The 21,762-nt window shown below is 66.8% G+C and carries 19 protein-coding genes; 5 read left to right on the top strand and 14 right to left on the bottom strand.

Translation table 11 applies throughout. From position 1 onward, the window contains the following. Positions 1–806: 806 nt before the first annotated feature. From AC099J_RS16180 to AC099J_RS16170, 3 genes are all read right to left on the bottom strand, one after another. Complete coding sequence (locus AC099J_RS16180; RefSeq protein ID WP_479616288.1) at positions 807–2,150, bottom strand: acetate/propionate family kinase; 1,344 nt, start codon at positions 2,148–2,150, stop codon at positions 807–809. Between the two features lie 100 nt (positions 2,151–2,250). Continuing rightward, entirely contained in the window at positions 2,251–2,571 is a 321-nt protein-coding gene (locus AC099J_RS16175) for a chaperone modulator CbpM (protein ID WP_479616287.1), read from the bottom strand. Then, a complete protein-coding gene (locus AC099J_RS16170) occupies positions 2,555–3,535 on the bottom strand; it encodes a DnaJ C-terminal domain-containing protein (RefSeq protein WP_479616286.1) in 981 nt (326 codons plus the stop codon). Before AC099J_RS16170 ends, AC099J_RS16175 begins: the two co-directional genes overlap by 17 nt. A gap of 100 nt (positions 3,536–3,635) precedes the next feature. Between AC099J_RS16170 and AC099J_RS16165 the strand changes: the two genes are divergently transcribed. The 3 genes from AC099J_RS16165 (at position 3,636) to AC099J_RS16155 (ending at position 9,259) form a co-directional block, all read left to right on the top strand. Further along, entirely contained in the window at positions 3,636–6,068 is a 2,433-nt protein-coding gene (locus AC099J_RS16165) for a phosphoketolase family protein (RefSeq protein ID WP_479616285.1), read from the top strand. 81 nt (positions 6,069–6,149) lie between these two features. After that, a complete protein-coding gene (gene clpB, locus AC099J_RS16160) occupies positions 6,150–8,777 on the top strand; it encodes an ATP-dependent chaperone ClpB (protein WP_479616284.1) in 2,628 nt (875 codons plus the stop codon). Between the two features lie 98 nt (positions 8,778–8,875). Further along, positions 8,876–9,259, top strand: a complete 384-nt coding sequence (locus AC099J_RS16155) for a TraR/DksA family transcriptional regulator (protein ID WP_479616283.1) — start codon at positions 8,876–8,878, stop codon at positions 9,257–9,259. A 56-nt stretch (positions 9,260–9,315) separates the two neighbouring features. Here the strand turns inward: AC099J_RS16155 and arsA are convergent, their stop codons facing one another. Further along, complete coding sequence (gene arsA / locus AC099J_RS16150; protein ID WP_479616282.1) at positions 9,316–11,316, bottom strand: arsenical pump-driving ATPase; 2,001 nt, start codon at positions 11,314–11,316, stop codon at positions 9,316–9,318. A gap of 345 nt (positions 11,317–11,661) precedes the next feature. Between arsA and AC099J_RS16145 the strand changes: the two genes are divergently transcribed. Beyond that, positions 11,662–12,480 (top strand): cation diffusion facilitator family transporter, encoded by an 819-nt coding sequence (locus AC099J_RS16145; RefSeq protein WP_479616281.1) that lies wholly within the window; start codon positions 11,662–11,664, stop codon positions 12,478–12,480. An 81-nt stretch (positions 12,481–12,561) separates the two neighbouring features. On the opposite strand, the gene AC099J_RS16140 is transcribed toward AC099J_RS16145, so the two are convergent. The 4 genes from AC099J_RS16140 to clsB form a co-directional block, all read right to left on the bottom strand. After that, the gene (locus tag AC099J_RS16140; RefSeq protein WP_479616280.1) at positions 12,562–13,383 is read right to left on the bottom strand and encodes a class II glutamine amidotransferase; all 822 of its coding nucleotides are present in this window, start codon (positions 13,381–13,383) and stop codon (positions 12,562–12,564) included. 36 nt (positions 13,384–13,419) lie between these two features. Then, complete coding sequence (locus tag AC099J_RS16135) at positions 13,420–13,869, bottom strand: VOC family protein (RefSeq protein WP_479616279.1); 450 nt, start codon at positions 13,867–13,869, stop codon at positions 13,420–13,422. Positions 13,870–14,105: 236 nt separating this feature from the next. Next, positions 14,106–14,960, bottom strand: a complete 855-nt coding sequence (locus AC099J_RS16130) for a DUF6920 family protein (protein WP_479616278.1) — start codon at positions 14,958–14,960, stop codon at positions 14,106–14,108. Then, positions 14,957–16,189: a cardiolipin synthase ClsB gene (gene clsB, locus AC099J_RS16125; RefSeq protein WP_479616277.1), complete on the bottom strand. Its 1,233-nt coding sequence runs from the start codon at positions 16,187–16,189 to the stop codon at positions 14,957–14,959. Before clsB ends, AC099J_RS16130 begins: the two co-directional genes overlap by 4 nt. Positions 16,190–16,372: 183 nt before the next feature. On the opposite strand from clsB, the gene AC099J_RS16120 reads away from it, so the two are divergent. Beyond that, on the top strand, positions 16,373–18,736 hold the full coding sequence (locus AC099J_RS16120) for a copper-transporting P-type ATPase (RefSeq protein WP_479616276.1): 2,364 nt from the start codon (positions 16,373–16,375) through the stop codon (positions 18,734–18,736). A 37-nt stretch (positions 18,737–18,773) separates the two neighbouring features. Here the strand turns inward: AC099J_RS16120 and AC099J_RS16115 are convergent, their stop codons facing one another. From AC099J_RS16115 to AC099J_RS16090, 6 genes are all read right to left on the bottom strand, one after another. Further along, on the bottom strand, positions 18,774–19,427 hold the full coding sequence (locus AC099J_RS16115) for a DUF599 domain-containing protein (RefSeq protein WP_479616275.1): 654 nt from the start codon (positions 19,425–19,427) through the stop codon (positions 18,774–18,776). A gap of 13 nt (positions 19,428–19,440) precedes the next feature. Then, on the bottom strand, positions 19,441–19,884 hold the full coding sequence (locus AC099J_RS16110; protein WP_479616274.1) for a DUF6691 family protein: 444 nt from the start codon (positions 19,882–19,884) through the stop codon (positions 19,441–19,443). 12 nt (positions 19,885–19,896) lie between these two features. After that, positions 19,897–20,331 (bottom strand): YeeE/YedE family protein, encoded by a 435-nt coding sequence (locus tag AC099J_RS16105; protein WP_479616273.1) that lies wholly within the window; start codon positions 20,329–20,331, stop codon positions 19,897–19,899. Positions 20,332–20,434: 103 nt separating this feature from the next. Next, the gene (locus tag AC099J_RS16100; RefSeq protein WP_479616272.1) at positions 20,435–21,325 is read right to left on the bottom strand and encodes an MBL fold metallo-hydrolase; all 891 of its coding nucleotides are present in this window, start codon (positions 21,323–21,325) and stop codon (positions 20,435–20,437) included. A gap of 15 nt (positions 21,326–21,340) precedes the next feature. After that, positions 21,341–21,532: a YgaP family membrane protein gene (locus AC099J_RS16095; RefSeq protein WP_479616271.1), complete on the bottom strand. Its 192-nt coding sequence runs from the start codon at positions 21,530–21,532 to the stop codon at positions 21,341–21,343. 83 nt (positions 21,533–21,615) lie between these two features. Continuing rightward, complete coding sequence (locus AC099J_RS16090; protein WP_479616270.1) at positions 21,616–21,747, bottom strand: DUF2474 family protein; 132 nt, start codon at positions 21,745–21,747, stop codon at positions 21,616–21,618. Positions 21,748–21,762 lie beyond the last annotated feature (15 nt).

The following is a 21,762-nucleotide window of genomic DNA, read 5'->3' as shown; positions in this document are numbered from 1 at the left end:
CAGAAATCTCTGCCACACCTGCTATGCCGTGGGCCTGCCGCCATCGGGGTGCCCAGATGGCCGCGGAGCCGAGCTCCGCGCCCAACCCCAAGAAGAGCAACTTGCCGCCCTGGCACGCACCCAAAGCCTGCATCGCCGCATCGTTGACAAGTCGAACTGGCCGTCCGAATGCGGCCTCGAAGTCGAAGCCCACCCAGCCAGGTGCCATGTGGCGCGGCTCGCGCACCGGCGCACTGTGGGATACGACGCCGGGGTGGCCGATCGAGATGGCATCGAAGTCCCAATCGGCAACGAGTGCGCAGACGTCCTCCACCATCTTGCGTGGGCTCAGAGCCACTGCGGAGCGAACTTTCGACGAGCGCTCTCTCCTCTTGCCAGGCACTTGACGTGCGAGCCTTCGACATCGATCACCAGGATCCTGGTTGGCCGGTCATTTCTAGAGCAAAAGGCATGCTGAGGTACTTGCGGTTGTGCAGGATTCGTCGAGCTTCGAGGATTGTCGACCTGCCCCAGAATCGATGACGCCCTGTGGTGTCGTTTAACACCATGCGGTACATCCCCTGATGCCTGGAAAACACTCAGCAACGAGCGGCCGTTTTCCGGAGCTGGACGTGCTCGTCAAGCCCCATGACTAGGGTTCGACTAGCCCGAGTTCTGACGCTCCAGGCTGGAGCTGACCCATGCAGTTTATGGCCGCGTGCTGATGCTGTCTGTGCGTTGCCATACCGACGACAACTGACGACACATTGACACACGATATTCGAGTCTGCTATTTCGGCCGGGTCGGCACGTGGGTCTGGCCGCATCTACTGCATGCCCAGCACACGGCACACCGACCGCGCGATCATGCGTTCCTCGTCCGTGTGCATGACCCGAACCATCACGCGGCTGGCCGCAGTCGACACCACGGGTCCATGCGCCGCGTTGCGCGCCGCGTCGATCTCGATGCCCAGAAAACCCAGCCCCTCGCAGACCCGCGCGCGCACCGGCGCGGCGTGCTCGCCGATGCCACCGGCAAACACCAGCGTCTCGATGCCCCCCAGTGCGGCTGCATACGCGCCCACGTACTTCTTCACCTGGTAGCAGAACATCGCGATCGCCTCGGCCGCCCTTGGGTCATCGGCCTCGCGCTTGAGCAGCTCGCGCATGTCGCCACTGGTCTCGGACATGCCCAGCAAGCCGCTGGCGTGGTGCACCATCGCGTCGAACTGGGGCCGTCCCATGTGCTCGGTGCGTTCCAGGTAGTCGGCGACGCCTGGGTCCAGATCGCCCGAGCGTGTGCCCATGGGGATGCCCGATGACGGCGTGAATCCCATGCTGGTGTCGATGCTGCGGCCCTGGTGCACGGCCGCCAGGCTGGCCCCGTTGCCCAGGTGGGCCAGCACCACCCTGCCCTGCGCCGCCTGTGCACCGTCCAGGCGCTCCAGCTCTTCCATCAGAAATGCGTACGACAGGCCATGAAAGCCATAGCGCTGCACGCCCAGCGCCTCGTAGCGCCTCGGGATGGGCAGCATGGTGGCCACGCGCGGCATGTGACGGTGAAACGCAGTGTCGAAACACGCCACCTGCGGCAGCGCCGGGTAGGCCTGGCCAAAAGCCTCGACCAGTGCGATGGCACCCACCAGATGCTCCGGGTCCTGCGGAATGATCGCGCGCAGTTCCTGCAGCAGCTCCGTCGTGATGGCCTCGGGTTCCACGTGGCGCATGCCGTGCACGATCCGGTGGCCGACAGCCCCGATCACCGCCGCGCCGACTTCGGCATCGAGCAGGCGCATCAGCAGAGCGACGGCGCCCGCGTGGTCGCCGGCATCGATCGGCTGTGTTGTTGCCTGCGGCTCGCCTGCGCGCTGGTACGTCAGCGTTCCGTACCCCTGGCCGATGCGTTCGATCTGACCGTGCGCCACACGGGCGAGGCCGGGGCCCCTCTGGTACAGCGCAAACTTGATGGAAGACGAACCGCCGTTCACGCTCAACACACAGGGCAAATCGGACGGCGCGGCCGGGTCCGGCGACCCGACCGGGGCGGCATTCGAGGCTACATTCGACCCCGCGAGGGGCGCCGCAGCCGAGCCCGCCACAGAAGCGAAGGCCATTGCCCCGGCGGGGTTGAACACGCCGCTGCTGGCGCTGAGCGCTGAAGAAAATCCCATGGCGACCATCTTCGGCGCGCGGAGTGCCGGCGTCTGTGCGCTGCCGAACATGGGCGACGCAGCGCCGGGCACGTGGATGTCTGCCGCTCACGCGCCCGGCTCAGCGTCCGTGCGCCAGGCGCGCCTGCAACGTGCGCACCTGCGTCTCCAGCGCATCGATGCGCAGCAGCTGGTCGAGCAGCAGGCCGGCGGTGAACAGGTCCAGATCGAAGTCGCGGCGCAGGCGGCCCGCCTTGCGCAGCGGCATCACGTATGCGGCGCTGAAGACCCACACCGGCTCGTCGGGCTGCACGGGTTGCACGACACCGTCGTCCACCAGTTCCTGCAGCTCGGCCGCATGCACGGCGCAGGTCTCGGCCAGCTCGGTCAAGGTCAGCGCCTCACGGGCATCGAGCCACACGACTTCAGACATGGGGGACATGGATTGGCTCCGGTGACGGGGCTGCGCGCGGATCGAAGCGCGAGGCCGCAGCCAGTTCGGTGAAGAGTTGATGCTCACGTTCGGACAGCGTGGCCGGCACGTCGATCCGCACGGTGGCGTACAGGTCGCCGCGCCCGCCCCGGCCATCGGCCAGGCCACGCCCGCGCAGGCGCAGCCGCCCGCCGCCCCGCGTGCCGGGCGGGACGGTCATCAGCACCGGCTCGTCCAGCGTCGGCACCTCGATGTCCGCGCCCAGAGCGGCCTCCCAGGGCGAAAGCGCCAGCACGAAGTGCAGGTCATGGCCGTCAGGCCGAAACACGGGATGCGGCGCCAGCGTGAGGTGCAGGTAGATGTCGCCATCGGGCCCGCCGTGGCGCCCTCGGCCGCCCTTGCCACGCAGCCGCAGCTTCTGGCCCTCGCGCACACCGGGCGGGATCGTCACCTCCAGCGTGCGCCGCCCCTGCGCATCGGCCAGGTCCAGGTGCATGCTGGTGCCACGGTGGGCGTCCAGCAGGCTGATGCGGGCGCTGGTCTCGTGGTCCTGCCCGCGCATGGGCACCGGCGCGTGGGCCTGGCCCTGTCCGCGCCGCATGGCCGCTAACAGGTCGGCTAGATCCATCTCGTCGAACCCGGTCTCGTGCGCGGCATGTTCCTGCTGCCAGGGCGGCGGCGGCGCGAACTCCTCGCCCGCCTTGCGTTGGCCCAGCGCGTCGTAGGCGGCGCGCTTGTCGGCGTCTTTCAGCGTGGCATAGGCTTCGGCCACCTCTTTGAACTTGGCCTCTGCGTCGGGCGCCTTCGACATGTCCGGGTGGTGCTGGCGCGCCAGCTTGCGGTAGGCCTTCTTGATCTGGTCCAGGTCGGCATCTCGCGCAATGCCCAGCGCGGCGTAGTAATCCTTGAACTTCACGGCGTGGGCTTCGCTGCGGCCGGTGCGGCGGGCACGCTGACAGGTGATCTCATCCAACCAAGAAGTTTCATGGTTGCAGCTTGGACGCCGGGCGCAGCCCCGTCTGTACGGTGGCGGACAGACCGCACCCACGCACACGCCCAGACTGGTCCCATTCATGGAACAAACCTACCCCGCGCACCATCCACCGGGCGCCGACGCGATGCCCGCCACCACGCTGGCGCCGCAACTGCTGCGGCGAATGGACGCCTACTGGCGTGCCACCAACTATCTGTCCGTCGGCCAGATCTACCTGTACGACAACCCGCTGCTGCAGCGCCCGTTGGCGCTGGACGATGTCAAGCGCATGCTGCTCGGCCACTGGGGCACCACGCCGGGGCAGAACTTCATCTACGTGCACCTGAACCGGGTGATTGGCAAGTACGACCTGGACATGGTCTATGTTTCCGGGCCGGGCCATGGCGGGCCGGCCGTGGTCGCCAACACCTACCTGGAGGGCAGCTACAGCGAGGTCTACCCCGACATCGGGCAGGACACCGAAGGGCTGCGCCAGCTGTTCCGGCAGTTCTCGTTCCCGGGCGGCATTCCGAGCCACGCATCGCCCGAATGCCCGGGCTCCATCCACGAAGGCGGCGAGCTGGGCTATTCGCTCAGCCACGCCTTTGGCGCCGTGTTCGACAACCCCTCGCTGATCGTCGCCTGCGTGGTGGGCGACGGCGAGGCGGAAACCGGGCCGCTGGCCACCGCCTGGCATTCCAACAAGTTCCTGGACCCCGTCACCGACGGTGCGGTGCTGCCCATCCTGCACCTGAACGGCTACAAGATCGCCAACCCCAGCCTGCTGGCGCGCATCGGCCGCGACGAACTCGAACAATTGCTGCGCGGCTACGGCTGGTCACCGATCTTCGTCGAGGGCCACGACCCCATGCTGATGCACGAGGCCATGGCCACGGCGCTGGACAGCGCCATCGAACAGATCCAGGACCACCAGCAAGAAGCACGCGAGCATGGCCGCAGCGGCCGGCCCCGCTGGCCGATGATCGTGTTGGCATCGCCCAAGGGCTGGACCGGCCCCGCCATGGTGGACGGCCAGCCCATGGAGGGCACGGCCCGCTCGCACCAGGTGCCACTGTCCGCACTGGCCAGCCAGCCCCAGCACTTTGCGGCCCTGGAGCAATGGCTGCAGAGCTACCGTCCGGCCGAACTGTTCGACGCCCAGGGCCGGCTGCTGCCAGAGCTGGCCGCCCTCGCGCCCCAGGGGCCGCGTCGCATGGGCGCCAACCCGCACGCCAACGGCGGCCGGTTGCTGCGCCCGCTGAGCCTGCCCGACTACCGCGACTACGCGGTCGACGTGCCGCACCCCGGCGTGCGCGGCATCGGTGACACGCGCGAGCTGGGCAAGTTCATACGCGACGTGACCGTGCGCAATGAAGACCAGCGCAACTTCCGCATGTTCGGGCCGGACGAGACGCTCTCCAATGGCCTGGGGGCGATGTTCGAGGTCACCTCGCGGCAATGGAATGCCGAGACGCTGCCGACCGACGCCTCGCTGGCGCCCACCGGCCGGGTCATGGAAATGCTCAGCGAGCACCAGTGCCAGGGCTGGCTGGAAGGCTATCTGCTGACCGGGCGGCACGGTATCTTCAACTGCTACGAGGCCTTTGTGCACATCGTCGATTCGATGTTCAACCAGCACGCCAAGTGGCTCAAGGTGACGCGCACGATCCCGTGGCGCGCGCCGATCGCCTCGCTGAACTACCTGCTGGCCTCGCACGTCTGGCGGCAGGACCACAACGGCTTCACGCACCAGGACCCGGGCTTCATCGACGTGGTGCTGAACAAGACGCCCGAGATCGTGCGCGTGTACCTGCCGCCCGATGCCAACTGCCTGCTCTCCGTCATGGACCACTGCCTGCGCAGCCGCCACTACGTCAACGTGGTGGTGGCCGGCAAGCACCCGGCGCCGCAGTGGCTGACGATGGATGCGGCGGTGCTGCACTGCGCCGCCGGCATCGGCACCTGGGAATGGGCCGGCAACGAAGGCGCCGATGGCCCCGACCTGGTGATGGCCTGCAGCGGCGACGTGCCCACGCTGGAGACCATGGCGGCCGTGGCCTTGCTGCGCGAACACCTGCCGGCCATCCGCGTACGGGTGGTCAACGTGGTCGACCTGCTGAAGCTGCAGTCGCCAGACGCACACCCCCACGGCCTGGAGGATGCCGCCTTCGATGCGCTGTTCACGCGCGACAAGCCGGTCATCTTCGCCTTCCACGCCTACCCGCGGCTGATCCACCAGCTCACCTACCGGCGCACCAACCACCGCAACATCCACGTGCATGGCTACCAGGAGGAAGGCACCATCACCACGCCGTTCGACATGACGGTGCTGAACCGGCTGGACCGTTTCCACCTGGCCATGGCCGCGCTGGATCGGCTGCCGCAAACCGGGGCTGCGGGCCTGCGCCTGCGCCAGCAGCTGGCGGACAAGCTCGTTGCGCACAAGGTCTTCATCGATCGGCACGGGCACGACATGCCGGAGATTCAGGAATGGACCTGGGGCGCGTCGGCAGCTGCCACGGGCACGTCCTGAGACGCTCGCCAAGTCAGCACTTCACCGACCGCGTCGACCAACACCACGTACCGCCATGACAGCACCACACACCTCCATCCAATGCGTCAAGACAAGCTGACCACAAAATTTCAAGAAGCGCTGGGCGACGCACAGTCGCTGGCGCTGGCGAACGACAACGCCACAATCGAGCCGGCCCATCTGATCGCGGCAATGCTGCGACAAGACGAAGGCCCGCGCGCCTTGCTGCAGCGCGCCGGGGTGAACGTCTCCACGCTCCTGCACGGTGTCGATGCGGCCGTCAAGACGCTACCGACGGTGCAAGACCAGGGGGCGGTACAAATCGGCACCGAACTGGCGCGCCTGCTGCAGGCCACCGAGAAAGAGGCCCTCAAGCGCGGCGACGCGTTCATTGCAGGCGAGCTGTTCCTGCTGGCCTTGACCGACAGCAAGGCCGACATCGGCAAGCTGGTGCGCGACAACGGCCTCTCACGCAAGTCGCTGGAATCGGCGATCGACGCGGTGCGCGGCGGCCAGAAGGTCGACAACGCCGACGCCGAAGGCCAGCGTGACAGCCTGAAGAAATACACCATGGACCTGACCGAGCGCGCCCGCATGGGCAAGCTCGACCCGGTGATCGGCCGCGACGACGAGATCCGGCGCGCCATCCAGGTGCTGCAGCGCCGCACCAAGAACAACCCGGTGCTGATCGGCGAGCCCGGCGTAGGCAAGACCGCCATCGTCGAAGGCCTGGCGCAGCGCATCGTGGCCGGCGAGGTGCCCGAGTCGCTCAAGGGCAAACGCGTGCTGTCGCTGGACATGGCGGCGCTGCTGGCCGGCGCCAAGTTCCGTGGCGAGTTCGAGGAACGGCTGAAGACTGTGCTGAAGGACCTCGCCAAGGACGAAGGCCAGACCATCGTCTTCATCGACGAGCTGCACACCATGGTGGGCGCGGGCAAGGGCGAAGGGGCGATGGACGCCGGCAACATGCTCAAGCCAGCCCTGGCGCGTGGCGAGTTGCACTGCGTCGGCGCGACCACGCTGGACGAGTACCGCAAGTACATCGAGAAAGACGCCGCGCTGGAGCGCCGCTTCCAGAAGATCCTTGTGGGCGAGCCAACGGTGGAGGCGACGATTGCCATCCTGCGCGGCCTGCAGGAAAAGTACGAGGTGCACCATGGCGTGGACATCACCGATCCGGCCATCGTCGCCGCAGCGGAGCTGTCTGACCGCTACATCACCGACCGCTTCCTGCCCGACAAGGCGATTGACCTCATCGACGAGGCTGCCGCCAAGATCAAGATCGAGATGGATTCGAAGCCCGAGGTCATGGACCGGCTGGACCGCCGTCTGATCCAGCTACAGATCGAGCGCGAGGCCGTGCGCCGAGAGAAGGACGACTCGTCGGTCCGCCGCTTCGGCCTGATCGAGCAAGAGATCGCCAAGCTTCAGAAAGAGATCGCCGACCACGACGAGATCTGGCAGGCCGAGAAGGCACAGGCCCAGGGCAGTGCACAGGTGCGTGGCGAGATTGACAAGCTGAAGTTCCAGATCGAAGAGCTCACCCGCAAGGGCGAATTCAACAAGGTCGCGGAGCTGCAATACGGCCAGCTGCCGCCGCTGGAAGCACGGCTTAAGCAAGCCCAGCAAAGCGAGACGAACAAAGCCCAATCCCACGCCCCCACCCTGCTGCGCACCCAGGTCGGCGCCGAAGAGATTGCCGAGGTCGTGGCGCGCGCCACTGGCATCCCCGTCTCCAAACTCATGCAGGGCGAGCGCGACAAGCTCCTGCAAATGGAAGTGAAACTGCACGAGCGCGTCGTGGGCCAGGACGAGGCCATCACGGCGGTGGCCAGCGCCATCCGGCGTTCGCGCGCCGGCTTGTCGGACCCGAACCGGCCCACCGGCTCGTTCCTGTTCCTGGGCCCCACCGGCGTGGGCAAGACCGAGCTGTGCAAGGCACTGGCCGGCTTCCTGTTCGACAGCGAGGACCACCTGATCCGCATCGACATGAGCGAGTTCATGGAGAAGCACTCGGTTGCCCGCCTGATCGGCGCGCCGCCCGGCTACGTGGGCTACGAGGAGGGCGGCTACCTGACGGAGGCTGTGCGCCGCAAGCCCTACAGCGTCCTGCTGCTCGACGAGGTGGAGAAGGCGCACCCCGACGTGTTCAACGTGCTGCTGCAGGTGCTGGACGATGGCCGCCTGACCGACGGCCACGGCCGCACCGTGAACTTTAAGAACACCGTGATCGTGATGACCAGCAACATCGGCTCGCCGCTGATCCAGGCGATGGTGGGCGAGCCCACCGCCGACATCAAGGACGCGGTCTGGGGCGAACTGCAGAGGCATTTCCGGCCGGAATTTCTGAACCGCATCGACGAGACCGTGATGTTCCACGGGCTGGACGCCGCCCACATCGCCTCCATCGCGGCCATCCAGCTGCAGGTGTTGCAAACCCGCCTGGCCAAGCTGGATCTGAGGCTCCAGGTCTCGGCGCCCGCGCTGGCCGAGATCGCCAAGATCGGCTTCGACCCGGTTTACGGCGCACGGCCGCTGAAGCGTGCCATCCAGCAGCGCATCGAAAACCCGCTGGCCAGGATGCTGCTGGAAGGTCGGTTCGGGCCGAAGGACACCATCGTTGTCACCACCGATCCGATCCAGTCACCGGGGCAATTCAGCTTCGCGTCGGGAGTCGGGCCTGCCCCGCCCGTCGGGCCGTCGACCTGAGCCTGTCTGCCGCGGCCGTGCAGCCATCGGTCTGTTGCCGCACAGACCTGTAGCCGGCTAGCGGCTATCTTGATGGCCTTACATTTCGAGCGCGCACCATGTCCTTGACGCCCCATCTGTCCCACACCCAACGAGAAATTTTGCTCGGGCTGCTGCAAGCCCGCATGGCTGTGCTCGAACGGAGCCAGGCCGAGCACAACGCCGGGCTGTCGCAAGCCGAAGCGGCCCACGAGACGTTGCCCCAGGATGACGAAGAGGCGCGCGACCGCGCCGGCGCGCAGGATGTAGTGAACACGCTCTCGGACATTGATGCCACCGCCTCCGCCGCGCTCGGCAGTGCCTTGCAGCGCATCCACACCGCAGCGTACGGCCTTTGCATCGATTGTGGTAGCGCAGTTTCGTTCGAGCGTCTGAAGGTCGAACCGCAGACCTTACGCTGCGTGGCCTGCCAGACCGAACTGGAGCAGGAGGCGGCGGCGTGAAGCCGTCGCGAACGGGGTCGATGTAGAGCAGCCGACGCCGTCGGGCACCTACCCAGCTATGGGCGTTCTGGCACCACCAACTTCGACAGCGCCTCGACGCCGATGGGTGGCAGCGTCAGCCAGGGCACCGTGAACAGGCGACTGGCCAGGCCGCCGGCCATTCTTTGCAGCTGCTTGCGCTCGCCGGCCAAGCGCGCCGCCAGCAGCGGGTCGCGCGTGCCGGCCGCCAGCACACTCTTGTTGAGCACCCAGGCATAGGGCTCGATGCTGGCGCGGCGCAGGTCGTCCTGCAGCGCGGCGGCCTGGGACACCGGCGTCACCTCCGGCAGCGTCACCAGGATGATCCGCGTGTACGCCGGGTCCTGCAGCCGCATCAGGGGCGTGACCACGCGGCCGGCGCCGCGGCCTTCGAACTCGCGCAGCATCTGCCGGTGGTAGGCGCCGGTGGCGTCCATCAGCAGCAGCGAATGGCCGGTGGGGGCGGTGTCCAGCACCACGAAGGCGCTGCGGCCCTCGCCCACGATGCGCGAGAACGCGTGGAACACGGCCACTTCTTCGGTGCACGGGGAGCGCAGGTCTTCCAGCAGCAGGGCCTGCTCCTGCGCATCCAGCCCCGGTGCCTTGGCCGCCATGATCTTGTCGATGTAGCGCTGCGTCTCGGCCTTGGGGTCGATGCGGTCCACGCGCAGGCCGGGCACCTCGCCCTGCAGCGTCACGGCCAGGTGCGCGGCCGGGTCGGTGGTGCTCAGGTGCACGGTCTTGCCGCGTTGCACCAGCCCCAGGGCCAGCGCGGCCGCCACGGTGGTCTTGCCCACGCCCCCCTTGCCCATGACCATGATCAGCCCATGCCCAGCCGCGGCCAGCTCGTCGGCCAGGGCAGCGAGACCTGGCAAGCCGCCATCGTGCTCGACGACCGCGAGCGTGGCTGGCTTGCTGGATGCGACGCCATCGGCCAGCAATGCGCGCAGCGCAGGCAAGCCCACGGTGTCGAACGCCCGCAGGGGGATCTGGTCCTGCGGCAGGGCGCGCAAGACCGGCGGCATCTCGTCGAGCGCCTGCTGGCCCAGGGCGGCGATGGCCATCGCCACGGCATCCGTGCGCTCGCTCGCATGAAAGACGCCGTTGACCGCCAGACGCTGGTTGCGAAGGCCCAGCGCGCGCAGTTCGTCGGACGTGCGGGCCGCTTCGGCCATCGCGCCCTTATCGGGCCGCGTCACGAGGACGACCGTGGTCAGGGCCGAGTCGCTCAGCGCGGCCAGTGCGGCCTTGAAGCGCTCCTCCTGCATCTTCAGGCCCGAATGCGGGCCCAGGCAGGAGGCGCCCCGGTCGTTGCCGGCCAGGAACCCGCTCCATGCCTGGGGCAGGCTGAGCAGGCGCAAGGTGTGGCCCGTGGGCGCCGTGTCGAAGACGATGTGGTCGAAGTGTTCGCTGTCGCCCGACAGCAGCGAGGCGAACTCGTCGAACGACGCGATCTCGGTGGTGCACGCGCCAGACAGTTGCTCGCGCACAGTGGACAGTTCGGCGTCGCTGGCGCCGGCGCCCATCTGCGCCACCACGCGCTGCCGGTAGGACTCGGCCGCCGTGTCCGGATCGATGTTCAACACCGACAGGCCGGGGGCGCCCGGCACCGGCGTGGGCGTGTTGCGCAGTTCGATGCCCAGCATTTCATCGAGATTCGACGCTGCATCGGTGCTGACCAGCAGCACCTTGCTGCCGGCGTCGGCCAGCGTCAGCGCGGCGGCGGTGGACAGCGAGGTCTTGCCGACGCCGCCCTTGCCGGTGAAGAACAAATGGCGTGTGGGGTGGCGCAGTAGCCCGAGCTGGCTGAGCTCCAGCCATCCTTGCACCTCCTGACGCGATGGAAGCCCACCGCTGTGCACAACCGTTCCATCAATCACGACGGCCGGTGTGGACTTGACGTCGTAGCGCGCGATCTCAGCGGGGTCTTCGACCGTGATGATCTCAACATCCACGCCTTTGTCGAGGGCAGCGCGCTCGATCATTCCGACCGTGCTGTGGCACTTGCTGCATCCAAGGCCAAGGACTTCAATTTTCATCTCGACCACCTCAAATCAAAAAAATAACGGTGCGCCCTGGGCGTCCAAGCAGGGCAAATGCAGCGTCAACAAGCGAGGCGCTTTCACCCGCCAGCAGACTGCCGGCGCATCGTCTGGTGCCAATCATCGGAGGAAATCCTCCTGCCTGAGGCCAACTTACCGCTGACGCAGACAGATGTCTGTGGGCCAGCACACGCAGGGCCAAGTTGCTTGAGTTCGTTTGCGCACAAACGAAGCGTGGCTTCGCAGCGCAAGCTTAGGGTTGATGCACTATGCAACGACCACCCCTCTGCGATCCACTTGAACGTTGCGTTGTAGGACCGTCACAAATCGGTGGACGTCCCGATGTTCAGCTGTCTGCTGCACATCGCAGTTCGACGTCGTAACTCGTGCTACAGCGTTGGCGCGTTGGAGCTCGGCTTCGTCAACCCAGACCTGTGCCGGCGTACGCCGGGCACAAGGCCTTGCCGGTGGCGATCAACGCTGCTTCGCCGTCATGGCGCTGGCCCGTCTGCGCTCTGGGAGGCGACGCACCGGTTGCAGACCCCACAGGCGGTCGAGGGCGTCACGATCATGGTGGTGGCCGGCATCGGCATCGTGGTCAACACCGCCACGGCGCTGCTGTTCATGCGGGGTCGGGCGGGCGACCTCAACATCCGCGGCGCCTTCCTGCACATGGCGGCGGACGCGCTGGTCTCTGCCGGCGTGGTGGTGGTCGGCGGCCTGGCGCTGTGGTTCGGCTGGACCTGGCTCGACCCTGTCGTCAGCCTGCTGATTGCCGCCGTCATCGTGGTCGGCACCTGGAGCTTGTTCAAGCAGTCGCTGCACCTGCTGTTCGACGGCGTGCCGGACGGCGTGGACCTGCACGCAGTGCAAGCCCTGCTGGAGGCGCTGCCGGGTGTCGAGCGGGTGCACGACCTGCATGTGTGGGCGATGGGCACCTCACAGATTGCGATGACGGCGCATCTGGTGATGCCGCATGGCGACGCAGACGACGCGTTTCTGCAGCACGCCACTGCGCAGTTGCACGACCGGTTCGAGATCGAGCACGTGACGATCCAGATCGTGCGGGTGCCCTTCACAGCGCCCTGCGCCACGTTGGCGCCTGCAGGGGTGTCCATGACGGCAGCGTCACCTACCCCGGCGCACCCTCACGTCCACTGATCGGCGAGCGCCCACGCCAGCGTGGGAACGTTAACGCACGAACGTTGCATGGGCTCTGGCATCACAACAGCGGTCCTGGTGTCATGACGCCACCGGCAGCAGTGTCGCCAGCACTTCGCCATCGCGCACTGCGAGCAATTCGCCGTCTGCCAGCGGCCGCCATGCCTCGTCGGTGAGCGGGACGCTAGCGATGATCAATGCAGTGCGCTCGCCGTGTGCCAGCGTTACACCTGCGTGCACGTCTGGCGCGGGATCGGCTGCGGCGCAGTGCCGGTGCAGCGCCCACAAGCCGGGCGCTTCAGTCCGCCCACTGGCGCTCTGCATGCGGTGATGACCATGCGCGAACAAGGCATCGCCATCGGCGTATAGAAAATTGGCTGGCCCGAGTGGTCGCAGCTCCGACGCGAACTCGGCCACCACCGACATGCGGCTGTCCAGCGACGGCGGCTCGACCCCTCTCCAGAGCGCGCCCAGGCGGGCCAGCAGCACACAGAACGCGCGCTCGGAGTCGGTCTGCCCCACCTGGCGGTAGGCCCCCATCACTAGAAATGGTTGTGCCTCGATGAGTGGCAGGTCGCCGTTATGGGCAAACACGTGCGTCCGGCCGCCAAGCTCGCGCGTGAACGGTTGCGTGTTGGCGAACTGCACCGTGCCCCGTGTGGCGTGGCGAATGTGGGAAATGGCGAGCGTGGTGCGCGGGCCTTGGGATTCGAGGAAGTTAACCAGTGCGCTCTCCTTGGCCGCCGCAGGTTCGCGGAACAGCGCCACGTCCTTGCCCTGGTAGAACGCAACGCCCCAACCATCGGCCGCGCGACCGCCTGCATCACCATGAGACGCCAAGGTATGCAGTGAAAACGTCAGCCTGGCCGGCTGCGAGGTCGACAGCGCCAGCAGTTCACACATGGCGCTGCTCAAAGCTGATGAAGCCCATGGGAAAGTTTATGACTTCGTTCCAGGAACCAGGTAAGCCGGTTCCTGGTCGGCCGGCATCGCGGCCAGTTCAGCCGGCGTCAACCGGGCATAGACCTCGATGCCGTAACCGGTGGGATCGCGCAGCCACAACTCGTGCAGCGGCGTGCCCTTCCAGGTCGTTCGCGGCGGCTTGACGACCGGAACGCCATGGGCTACAGCCTGGTGGTAGCTGGCGATGACGGCTGCCTTGTCCTGCACCCCCAGCCCGATGTGGTACAGGCTGTAGGTGTCCAGTGGTCTGCCGCTGTCATTGACCAGAAGCACCATGTTGAGCCGCAGGCTCGGCACGATGAAGGTCGAGAAGCGCGGCGTCTTATCCTTGGGTTCGACGCCAAGAAATCGCGTATAGAACGTTGTGCTGTCCTCCAGATCCGCTACCCGGATGCTGATGTGAAATTCTGCTGGTGATTGGATCATGGGACTAGCCCTCCTGGTGGTCGAAGCGGTCAGCCGCCAACGAGTACGCCGACCGGCTAAGTTTCAGTGGAATGTCCATCTTGCGCATCTTTAGAGCGTAGCAGTCGCAGCGCCACGCTGCCTGAGTTGATCAGGCGGGTCCACTCGTCACCCCCGATGCCGCCCTGTTTAAGTGCGTTCAGGGATCGTGAGAAGGAGCGGTGAGCCCGCCACCCAGGTGGGCGGCGGCCAGGGGCTCAACGGAACGCATACGCCAGCGAACTCGTGCTTGCACGAAAGTACAGCTGGAGGCCCTGCGGCAAGTCCCAGCCCACTTCGGCGTCCAGCGGCACACGCATGCCATCGCGCAGCACGTAGTTCCAGAACCGACCTTGCCAGGGTGCGGTGGTGACGACCCCGTCCACCACGCGCTCTCGCGCGTCGGCGCGCACGGTGTCGATCAGGCCGTCATCCTGAAAATGGAACTGCAACGTCAGCGTGATGTCCCCATCCGTCAGTGTGGCGCGCGCGGCGTGCGCATCGACGGCCTGCCAGCGCACGCCCTGGCTGGGCAGCAGGGCCGTGGGGTACCACACGGCCTCAGCGAACCAGCGCATCAGCTCACCGCGCGCCAACTGCGGCGTACCCTGCAGGTCGGCCACCGAGAACAGGCCCAGCACGGCAGCGTGCAACCGCCCCACCCCCGCCACATAGGCGTCGTGCACGTGGACCGGCAGGCCGGGCAGCATCCGCACACGCGCATCCCAGACAAAGCCGGGACGCCGCACGACCACGCGCTGGGTGGCGGCAAAGGGCTTCCACTGCGCTGCGGTCGCGCTCATGTTGAACTGGCCCTGGTGCGCCAGCGTCACGGCAGCGACCATGGGCTGGCCCTCGGTCAGCACCGCGCGGAAATACCGCTGCACGGGTGCGGGCAGGCCCTGCAACTCGTGCATGCCGAACACCGGCGGCACGGCGGTGGACCGGGCCGATTGCAGCGTCGTGTGCAACGTGTCGGTGGCCGCCGCCCAGCGCGACTTGCCGTAGCGGATGCCGCCCGCCACTGCCCCAGCCGCGAGCAGGGCCGCCGCCATCACCACGGCGGCACTCATTTCGGCTCGGCCTGCAGCGCAACCACCCGTGGCGCCGCGTTCGGCGAGCGCTGCACCCAGGTCGCAAAGTGGCGCATGGCGTGGTAGACGACCAGGCTGCGCAGCGCGATCCAGGCTGAGCGCAACGGCCCCGGTGTTGGCAGCCGCACGCGCTCGCAGCGCTGCTGCATCAGGTGTTCGATCTGCTCGCGCAGGCGCGTGGCGAAGGCCACGTCGCGCACCACGACGTTGGCCTCCAGATTCAGGCCCAGGCTGGTCGGGTCGAGGTTGCTCGATCCGACGGTGGCCCAGCGGTCGTCGACGACCGCCACCTTGGCATGCAGCGGGCGTTCTTCGTAAAGGTAGACGCGCACACCGGCACGCATCAGGTAGCCATACAGCAGCTCCGACGCATGTTGCGCCCAGGCCTGGTCGGGCCGGCCCTGCAGCACCAGATCGACCTGCACGCCGCGCTGGGCCGCGCGGCGCAGATCGCGCAGCAGGCGGTAGCCGGGAAAGAAGTACGCGTTGGCAATCAGCACGCGGTGCCGCGCCGTGCGCACGGCAGCGCGGTAGTGGCGCTCGATGTCGGTGCGCTGGCTGCAGTTGTCGCGCGTCACGAAGGCGGCGCGTGCGCCCGGTGTGGCGGCTGCGCTGTCCGCCTCGTCGTGCAGGCCGAGGTCTCGGTCGTGGGCACGCCGCTGGCGCCAGCGCTGCAGCCACTGACGTCGCGCCGGTTGCGGCGAGGCTAGGCTGGCGCGGCAGAACGCATGGATCTGGCCGACCAGCGGCCCTTCGACCTCGACGGCGTAGTCCTGCTTGCCGAGCGGGCCGAAGTCGGCCAGATGGTCCGCAGAGAAATTGATGCCGCCCACGAACGCGCACCGGCCATCCACCACCACCAGCTTGCGGTGCATGCGGTGCAGCATGTTGATGCGGGCACCGAACAGGCGCTGCGCCGGCTCGAAGCTGCGCACCTGCACGCCCGCCTCGCGCAGCGGCTGCAGAAACGACGGCGGCAGGTCGGGCGAGCCCCAGCCGTCGAGCAGCACGTTGACATTGGCGCCGCGGCCGGCGGCGAGCAGCAGCGCCTGCTGCAGTGCGCGCCCCACCTTGTCGTCGAAGACGATGAACGTTTCAAGCAGCACCTCGTGCCGGGCTGCGCCGATGGCCTCGAACACGCGCGGGTAGAAGCCCTCGCCGTTCTCGAGCAAGGTGATGCGGTTGCCGGGTACCCAGTGCGAGTTCATTGCAGTCATCGAGTTCATGGCTGGCACGGCGCGCTCAACGTTGGATGAGATCGGTTGCGGGTCGACGCCCAGCCTAAGGCGAACGCCATCGCTTGTATGTAGGCCAGCCCACCAAGGCCCGCAACGTCAGACTACGTTCGTCAGCGCACAGACGCGCCCACGGGCTGCTGAGCATGCTGGACCATGCTAAATCCACTCAAGCCGGCACTGTCCACCCCACCCACTGCGCACGCACTCGCCGATCCGATTCGTGGGCGCGTAACGCAGCCATCGCCGCACTGGCTGCATCACGAAGGGCGGCCTTACTACATCTGCAACTCCAAATCACATCCGAATTTCGAGGACGATCCGCAAGCCCACCTCTGGCCTCGCCAGGTCAAACTGGCTCTCACATCCTCTGCGGCCAAGGCGCCACCCGCCAGCACGGGCACCCGTTACACCTGCCCGATGCACCCAGAGATCCAGCAGGACCATCCCGGCGCGTGCCCCAAGTGCGGCATGGAACTAGAACCTGTGATGCCAGTGCAGGGAAAGGGCGACAACGCGGATCTGATCGGCTTGCGCAGGCGTTTTTGGTGGACCCTCCCGCTGACGGTGGCCGTCTTCGTGCTGGCGATGTTCGGCCACCGCCTGGGCTGGTTCGAGATGGCCATGCAGAGCTGGATCGAGCTGGCGCTCAGCTTGCCCGTTGTGCTGTGGGCCGGTTGGCCCTTCTTCGTGCGCGGCGCGCAATCGGTGGTGCGGCGCAGCCCGAACATGTGGACGCTGATCAGCCTTGGCACTGGTGCGGCGTTTGTCTACAGCGTCGTGGCCACGGTCACGCCGCAGGCGTTCCCGTCCGCGTTCGTATCGATGGGCCGGGTGTCGGTGTACTTCGAAGCGGCCGTGGTAATCATCTCGCTGACGCTGTTCGGGCAGATGCTCGAGACGAAAGCGCGCTCTCAGACCTCAGCCGCAATCAAGTCATTGCTCGGCCTCGCGCCCAAAACCGCCAGGCGCATCGCTGCGGACGGCACCGAGGCCGATGTACCACTCAGCCACGTGCACGTCGGCGACCGCTTGCGCGTGCGCCCAGGTGAGAAAGTGCCCGTCGATGGCGTCGTGGTCGAAGGCAGCAGCGCGCTGGACGAATCGATGCTGACGGGCGAGCCCATGCCCGTTACCAAGCATGCAGGCGACAAGTTGATCGGCGCCACACTCAACACCACCGGCGCTCTGATGATGCGCTCCGAGCATGTGGGTTCCACTACCGTGCTGTCGCAGATCGTGCAGATGGTGGCCCTGGCCCAGCGTTCACGGGCGCCCATGCAACGCCTGGCCGACACCGTGGCCGGCTATTTTGTGGTCGGCGTGCTCAACATCGCGGTGCTCGCCTTCTTCGGCTGGGGCCTGTTCGGCCCGCAGTCGGCCATCGAATCACGCTGGGTCTACGGCCTGATCAGTGCGGTGTCGGTGTTGATCATCGCCTGCCCGTGCGCGCTGGGTCTGGCCACGCCGATGTCGATCATGGTGGCCAGCGGCCGCGGCGCGACACATGGAGTGCTTTTCCGCGATGCAGCCGCAATCGAGAACCTGTGCAAGGTCGATACGCTGATCGTCGACAAGACCGGCACGCTGACCGAAGGCCGGCCCCGCTTCGAGCGGGCCATCGCCGCCCCCGGTTTCGCCGACGACGAGGTTTTGCGGCTGGCTGCCAGCCTAGACCAGGGCAGCGAACACCCGTTGGCCATGGCGCTGGTCGCCGCTGCGCGCGACAAGGGGCTAGCGCTGGACAAGGCCGAGCAGTTCGACTCGGCTTCGGGCATAGGCGTGCGCGGCACGGTCGGTGGCAAAGTTCTGGGGCTTGGCAACCCTGCGTTGATGGAAGAGCTGGCCGTCGACGTTTCCGCCCTGGCGGATCGTGCGCAAGAACTGCGCCGGCAAGGCGCGAGCGTGATGCACCTGGCGGTGGACGGTCAGCTCGCCGGGCTGCTGGCCGTGTCCGACCCGGTCAAGGCCACGACGGCCGAGGCACTGGCTACCTTGCGCAAGGCCGGTATCCGCGTCGTCATGGCCACCGGAGATGCGCTTGCCACCGCACGCGCCGTGGCCGGGCGCCTGGGCATCAAGGAAGTGCACGGCGGGGTTAAGCCGGCAGACAAGCTGCAGCTCGTCGAGCAGCTTCAGGCGCAGGGCCGCGTCGTTGCGATGGCAGGCGACGGCATCAACGACGCCCCAGCGCTGGCACGCGCCGACATCGGCATTGCCATGGGCACCGGCACCGACGTGGCCATGAACAGTGCTCAGATCACCCTGGTCAAGGGCGATCTGCGCGGCATTGCTACTGCGCGCGCGTTGTCAATCGCCACGGTGGCCAACATGCGACAGAACCTGGCCTTCGCTTTCGTCTACAACGCGCTGGGAGTGCCCATTGCCGCCGGCGTCCTCTATCCGTTGACCGGTTGGTTGCTGTCACCCATGATCGCCGCGCTGGCGATGAGTCTTAGTTCCGTCTCGGTGATCGGCAATGCGCTGCGTCTGCGCGCTGCAGCGATCCGGGAGGACTGATTGCCAGCCGATTGCGTCATCAGGCGTCCACGGTCGTTCAATCTTTCCGTAGGCCGCCGACGGCAATGCGGTCGAATCGGCCCAGCACCACCACCACGAGTACAGCAGCAACAGGCCCTGCGATCGGGTGCAGCAGGCACGCCAGGATTGGCGCCACCAGAATGAGGTAACGCAGCCCCCAGCTGTACAGCACGCCAGCCCACCGCACGTAGGCGGTGCCCGCCCCGGCCCAACGCGCGCGCGCTTCGGAATCGACCGGCATTCCACTGATGAACCCCACGTGGTTGTAGTAGCGCACCGCCATCGCCGAGCACACCAGTGAGGCGACCAGCATTGCCAACAACAGCAGTTCAAGCACGAGCCTGGGGCTCAGGTTCGGCAACGTCGCGGCGCCACCGAGTCTTGTTTGAAGCGAAGGTACGGCGAGCGTAACTGTGCCGATCAACCCCAGCATCGCAGTCGATGCCGTCATGGTCGCCGACATCAGGGAATTGCGCAGGGTCTGAACTGCAAGAATCTCCGAGCCCTTGTGCTGTGATACGGCGGTGAACCACTCTTCCCGCAGCGTTGCATGCGCACTGCGTGACATCCGTTCGGGCCACCGCCGCTCCGCCACCGCTAGCACCGCTTCATGGGCGACCAGCACCGCAACGGTCCCCAGCGCAGGCAGCCAGGCCAGGAGTTCGTTCATCGAAGAGTCACGCCTAGCCTTGAGCGGGTTGAAGGCTGGCGGCCTGCTTGTGGCGCTCAAGCAGCTCGAAGGCGCCCATGCCCACTAGCATAGCAACCACGAAGACAATCGCCTTGACCTCCCCCATGCCCAAGGCCACCAAACCGGGGCCCGGGCAGAAGCCGGCGATGCCCCAGCCGATGCCGAATACCACGCTTCCAACCACCAAACGCGTGTCGATGTCGCGCGCCGTGGGCAACTTCATTGCTGCACCGAGGAAGGATGCTGAGCGCTCCCGAGCCAGCGCGAACGCCAGGGCCGCGACGGCAACGCCGCCGGCCATGACGAATGCAAGTGAAGGATCCCAGGCGCCTGCGAGGTCTAGGAAGCCGAGCACCTTGGCCGGATCAGCCATGCCGGAGATGACGAGGCCGAGCCCGAAGACCAGGCCGGCGAGAAATGATGCGAATAGCGTCATGGTGAGGGGCCCTCAGATGCCGAGCAAGTGGCGAATGACGAACACAGTCGCGAAGCCGGCCGTCATGAAAGCGATGGTGGCCACCAGCGACCGTGGTGACAGGCGAGCCAGGCCGCACACGCCGTGGCCGCTGGTGCAGCCCGAGCCATACCGGGTGCCTACACCTACCAGCAGGCCGGCGATCGCCAATGCAACCCAGGACGCATCGATGCGGGGCCGGGGCAGCGTTGCAAGCAACGCATAGACCCAGGGCGCACCGACAAGCCCCAGCACGAACGCGGCGCGCCATGCCACGTCACCCCGGGCCGGCTTGAACAGTCCGCCGAGGATGCCGCTGATGCCGGCAATGCGTCCGTTCAGCAGCACGAACATGGCAGCAGCCAGGCCAATGAGCATGCCGCCCGCCAGGGCGGACCAGGGGGTGAACTCATTCCATGCGATAGACATCGTCTGTCCTTGTGACGTTGAGGCGGCAGCACACGGCCAGGTTCTTGGGAAAGACTGGCGCTGCGACGGCCAAGCTGGCCGATCCAATGGGCGTGATCATTGGTTACAAGACGTTCAGCGGAATCTTGAGGTAGCGCGTGCCGTTGGCCTCGGGCTCGGGAAGCTCACCGCCGCGCATGTTGACCTGCACCGAAGGCAGGATCAGCACCGGCATCTCCAGCGTGGCGTCGCGTGCCTGGCGCAAGGCCACGAACTCTTCTTCGCTGATGCCGTCGTGCACGTGCACGTTCTTCTCGCGCTGCTCGACCACGCTGCTGACGAACTGCACTTCGCGCCCGCCAGGCCGGTAGTCGTGACACATGTACAACACCGTCTCGGGCGGCAGGCTCAGCACCTTGTGGATCGAGCGATAGAGCGTGCGCGCGTCCCCGCCGGGAAAATCGCAGCGCGCCGTGCCGTAGTCGGGCATGAACAGCGTGTCGCCCACCAAGGCGGCGCTCTGCGTCCCGTCGCTCACAACGTAGGTCATGCACGCCGGGGTGTGGCCGGGCGTGTGCATCGCGAGCACCTGCAGCCTGCCGATGGCAAAGACTTCTCCGTCGGCAAACAGGTGGTCGAACTGGCGGCCATCGTGCGCAAAGTTGCTGCCCGCGTTGAACAGCGCGCCGAACACCCTCTGCACCGTGGTGATGTGTTGACCGATGCCCAGCTGGCCTCCAAGGACCTGCTTCAGGTAGGGGGCCGCGGATAGATGGTCAGCATGCACATGCGTTTCCAGGATCCACTGCACCGTGGCTCCTAGCTCGCACACGCGCGCGATCACTCGGTCAGCGTTGTCATACGACGTGCGGCCCGACCTCGGGTCGTAGTCGCGCACGGTGTCCACGAGCGCGCACTGCCGGGTGGCGCCGTCGAGCACAATGTAGCTGACGGTGGACGTGGCAGTGTCGAAGAAGTCTTCGACCTGCAAGTTGCGGTGGGTGGCGATGTCCATGCGGCGTGCTGGAAGTCAGCGGCGCACCCGGCAAGTGTGGATGCCCAGCATGCGGTACATGGGGCAGACGCCGAGTGTGCCCGTCACCAGGGGCACCACGCCGACGTAGCCCCAGGCACGGATGACGCCGGTGGCGGCCAGGCCGATCAGTGCGAGCCCTGCAGCGATGCGCAGCCCACGGTCGAGCGTGCCTTGGTTGGTGTTCATGATGCGATTCCGGTTGTGAAAGAAGAGGTGGACACGGTGTGGTGTGGACGGGTTTCGCTGCCCTGCCCGGGCCAGTTGTCGGGCTAGAGCAGTAGCCGCAGCAGCAGCGCTACCAGCACCAGTGCAGCGGAGCTGGCAGCCCAAATCACGGCCATCCAGGCCACGCGGATGCGCAGCGGCGCCGGTGCGATGTCGGACGCGGGGGCTACGATCATGGGCCAGTCCGGCAT

The organism is Rhodoferax sp. RT4P68 (assembly GCF_056521305.1).
This window is presented reverse-complemented; position numbering and strand designations above follow the sequence as displayed.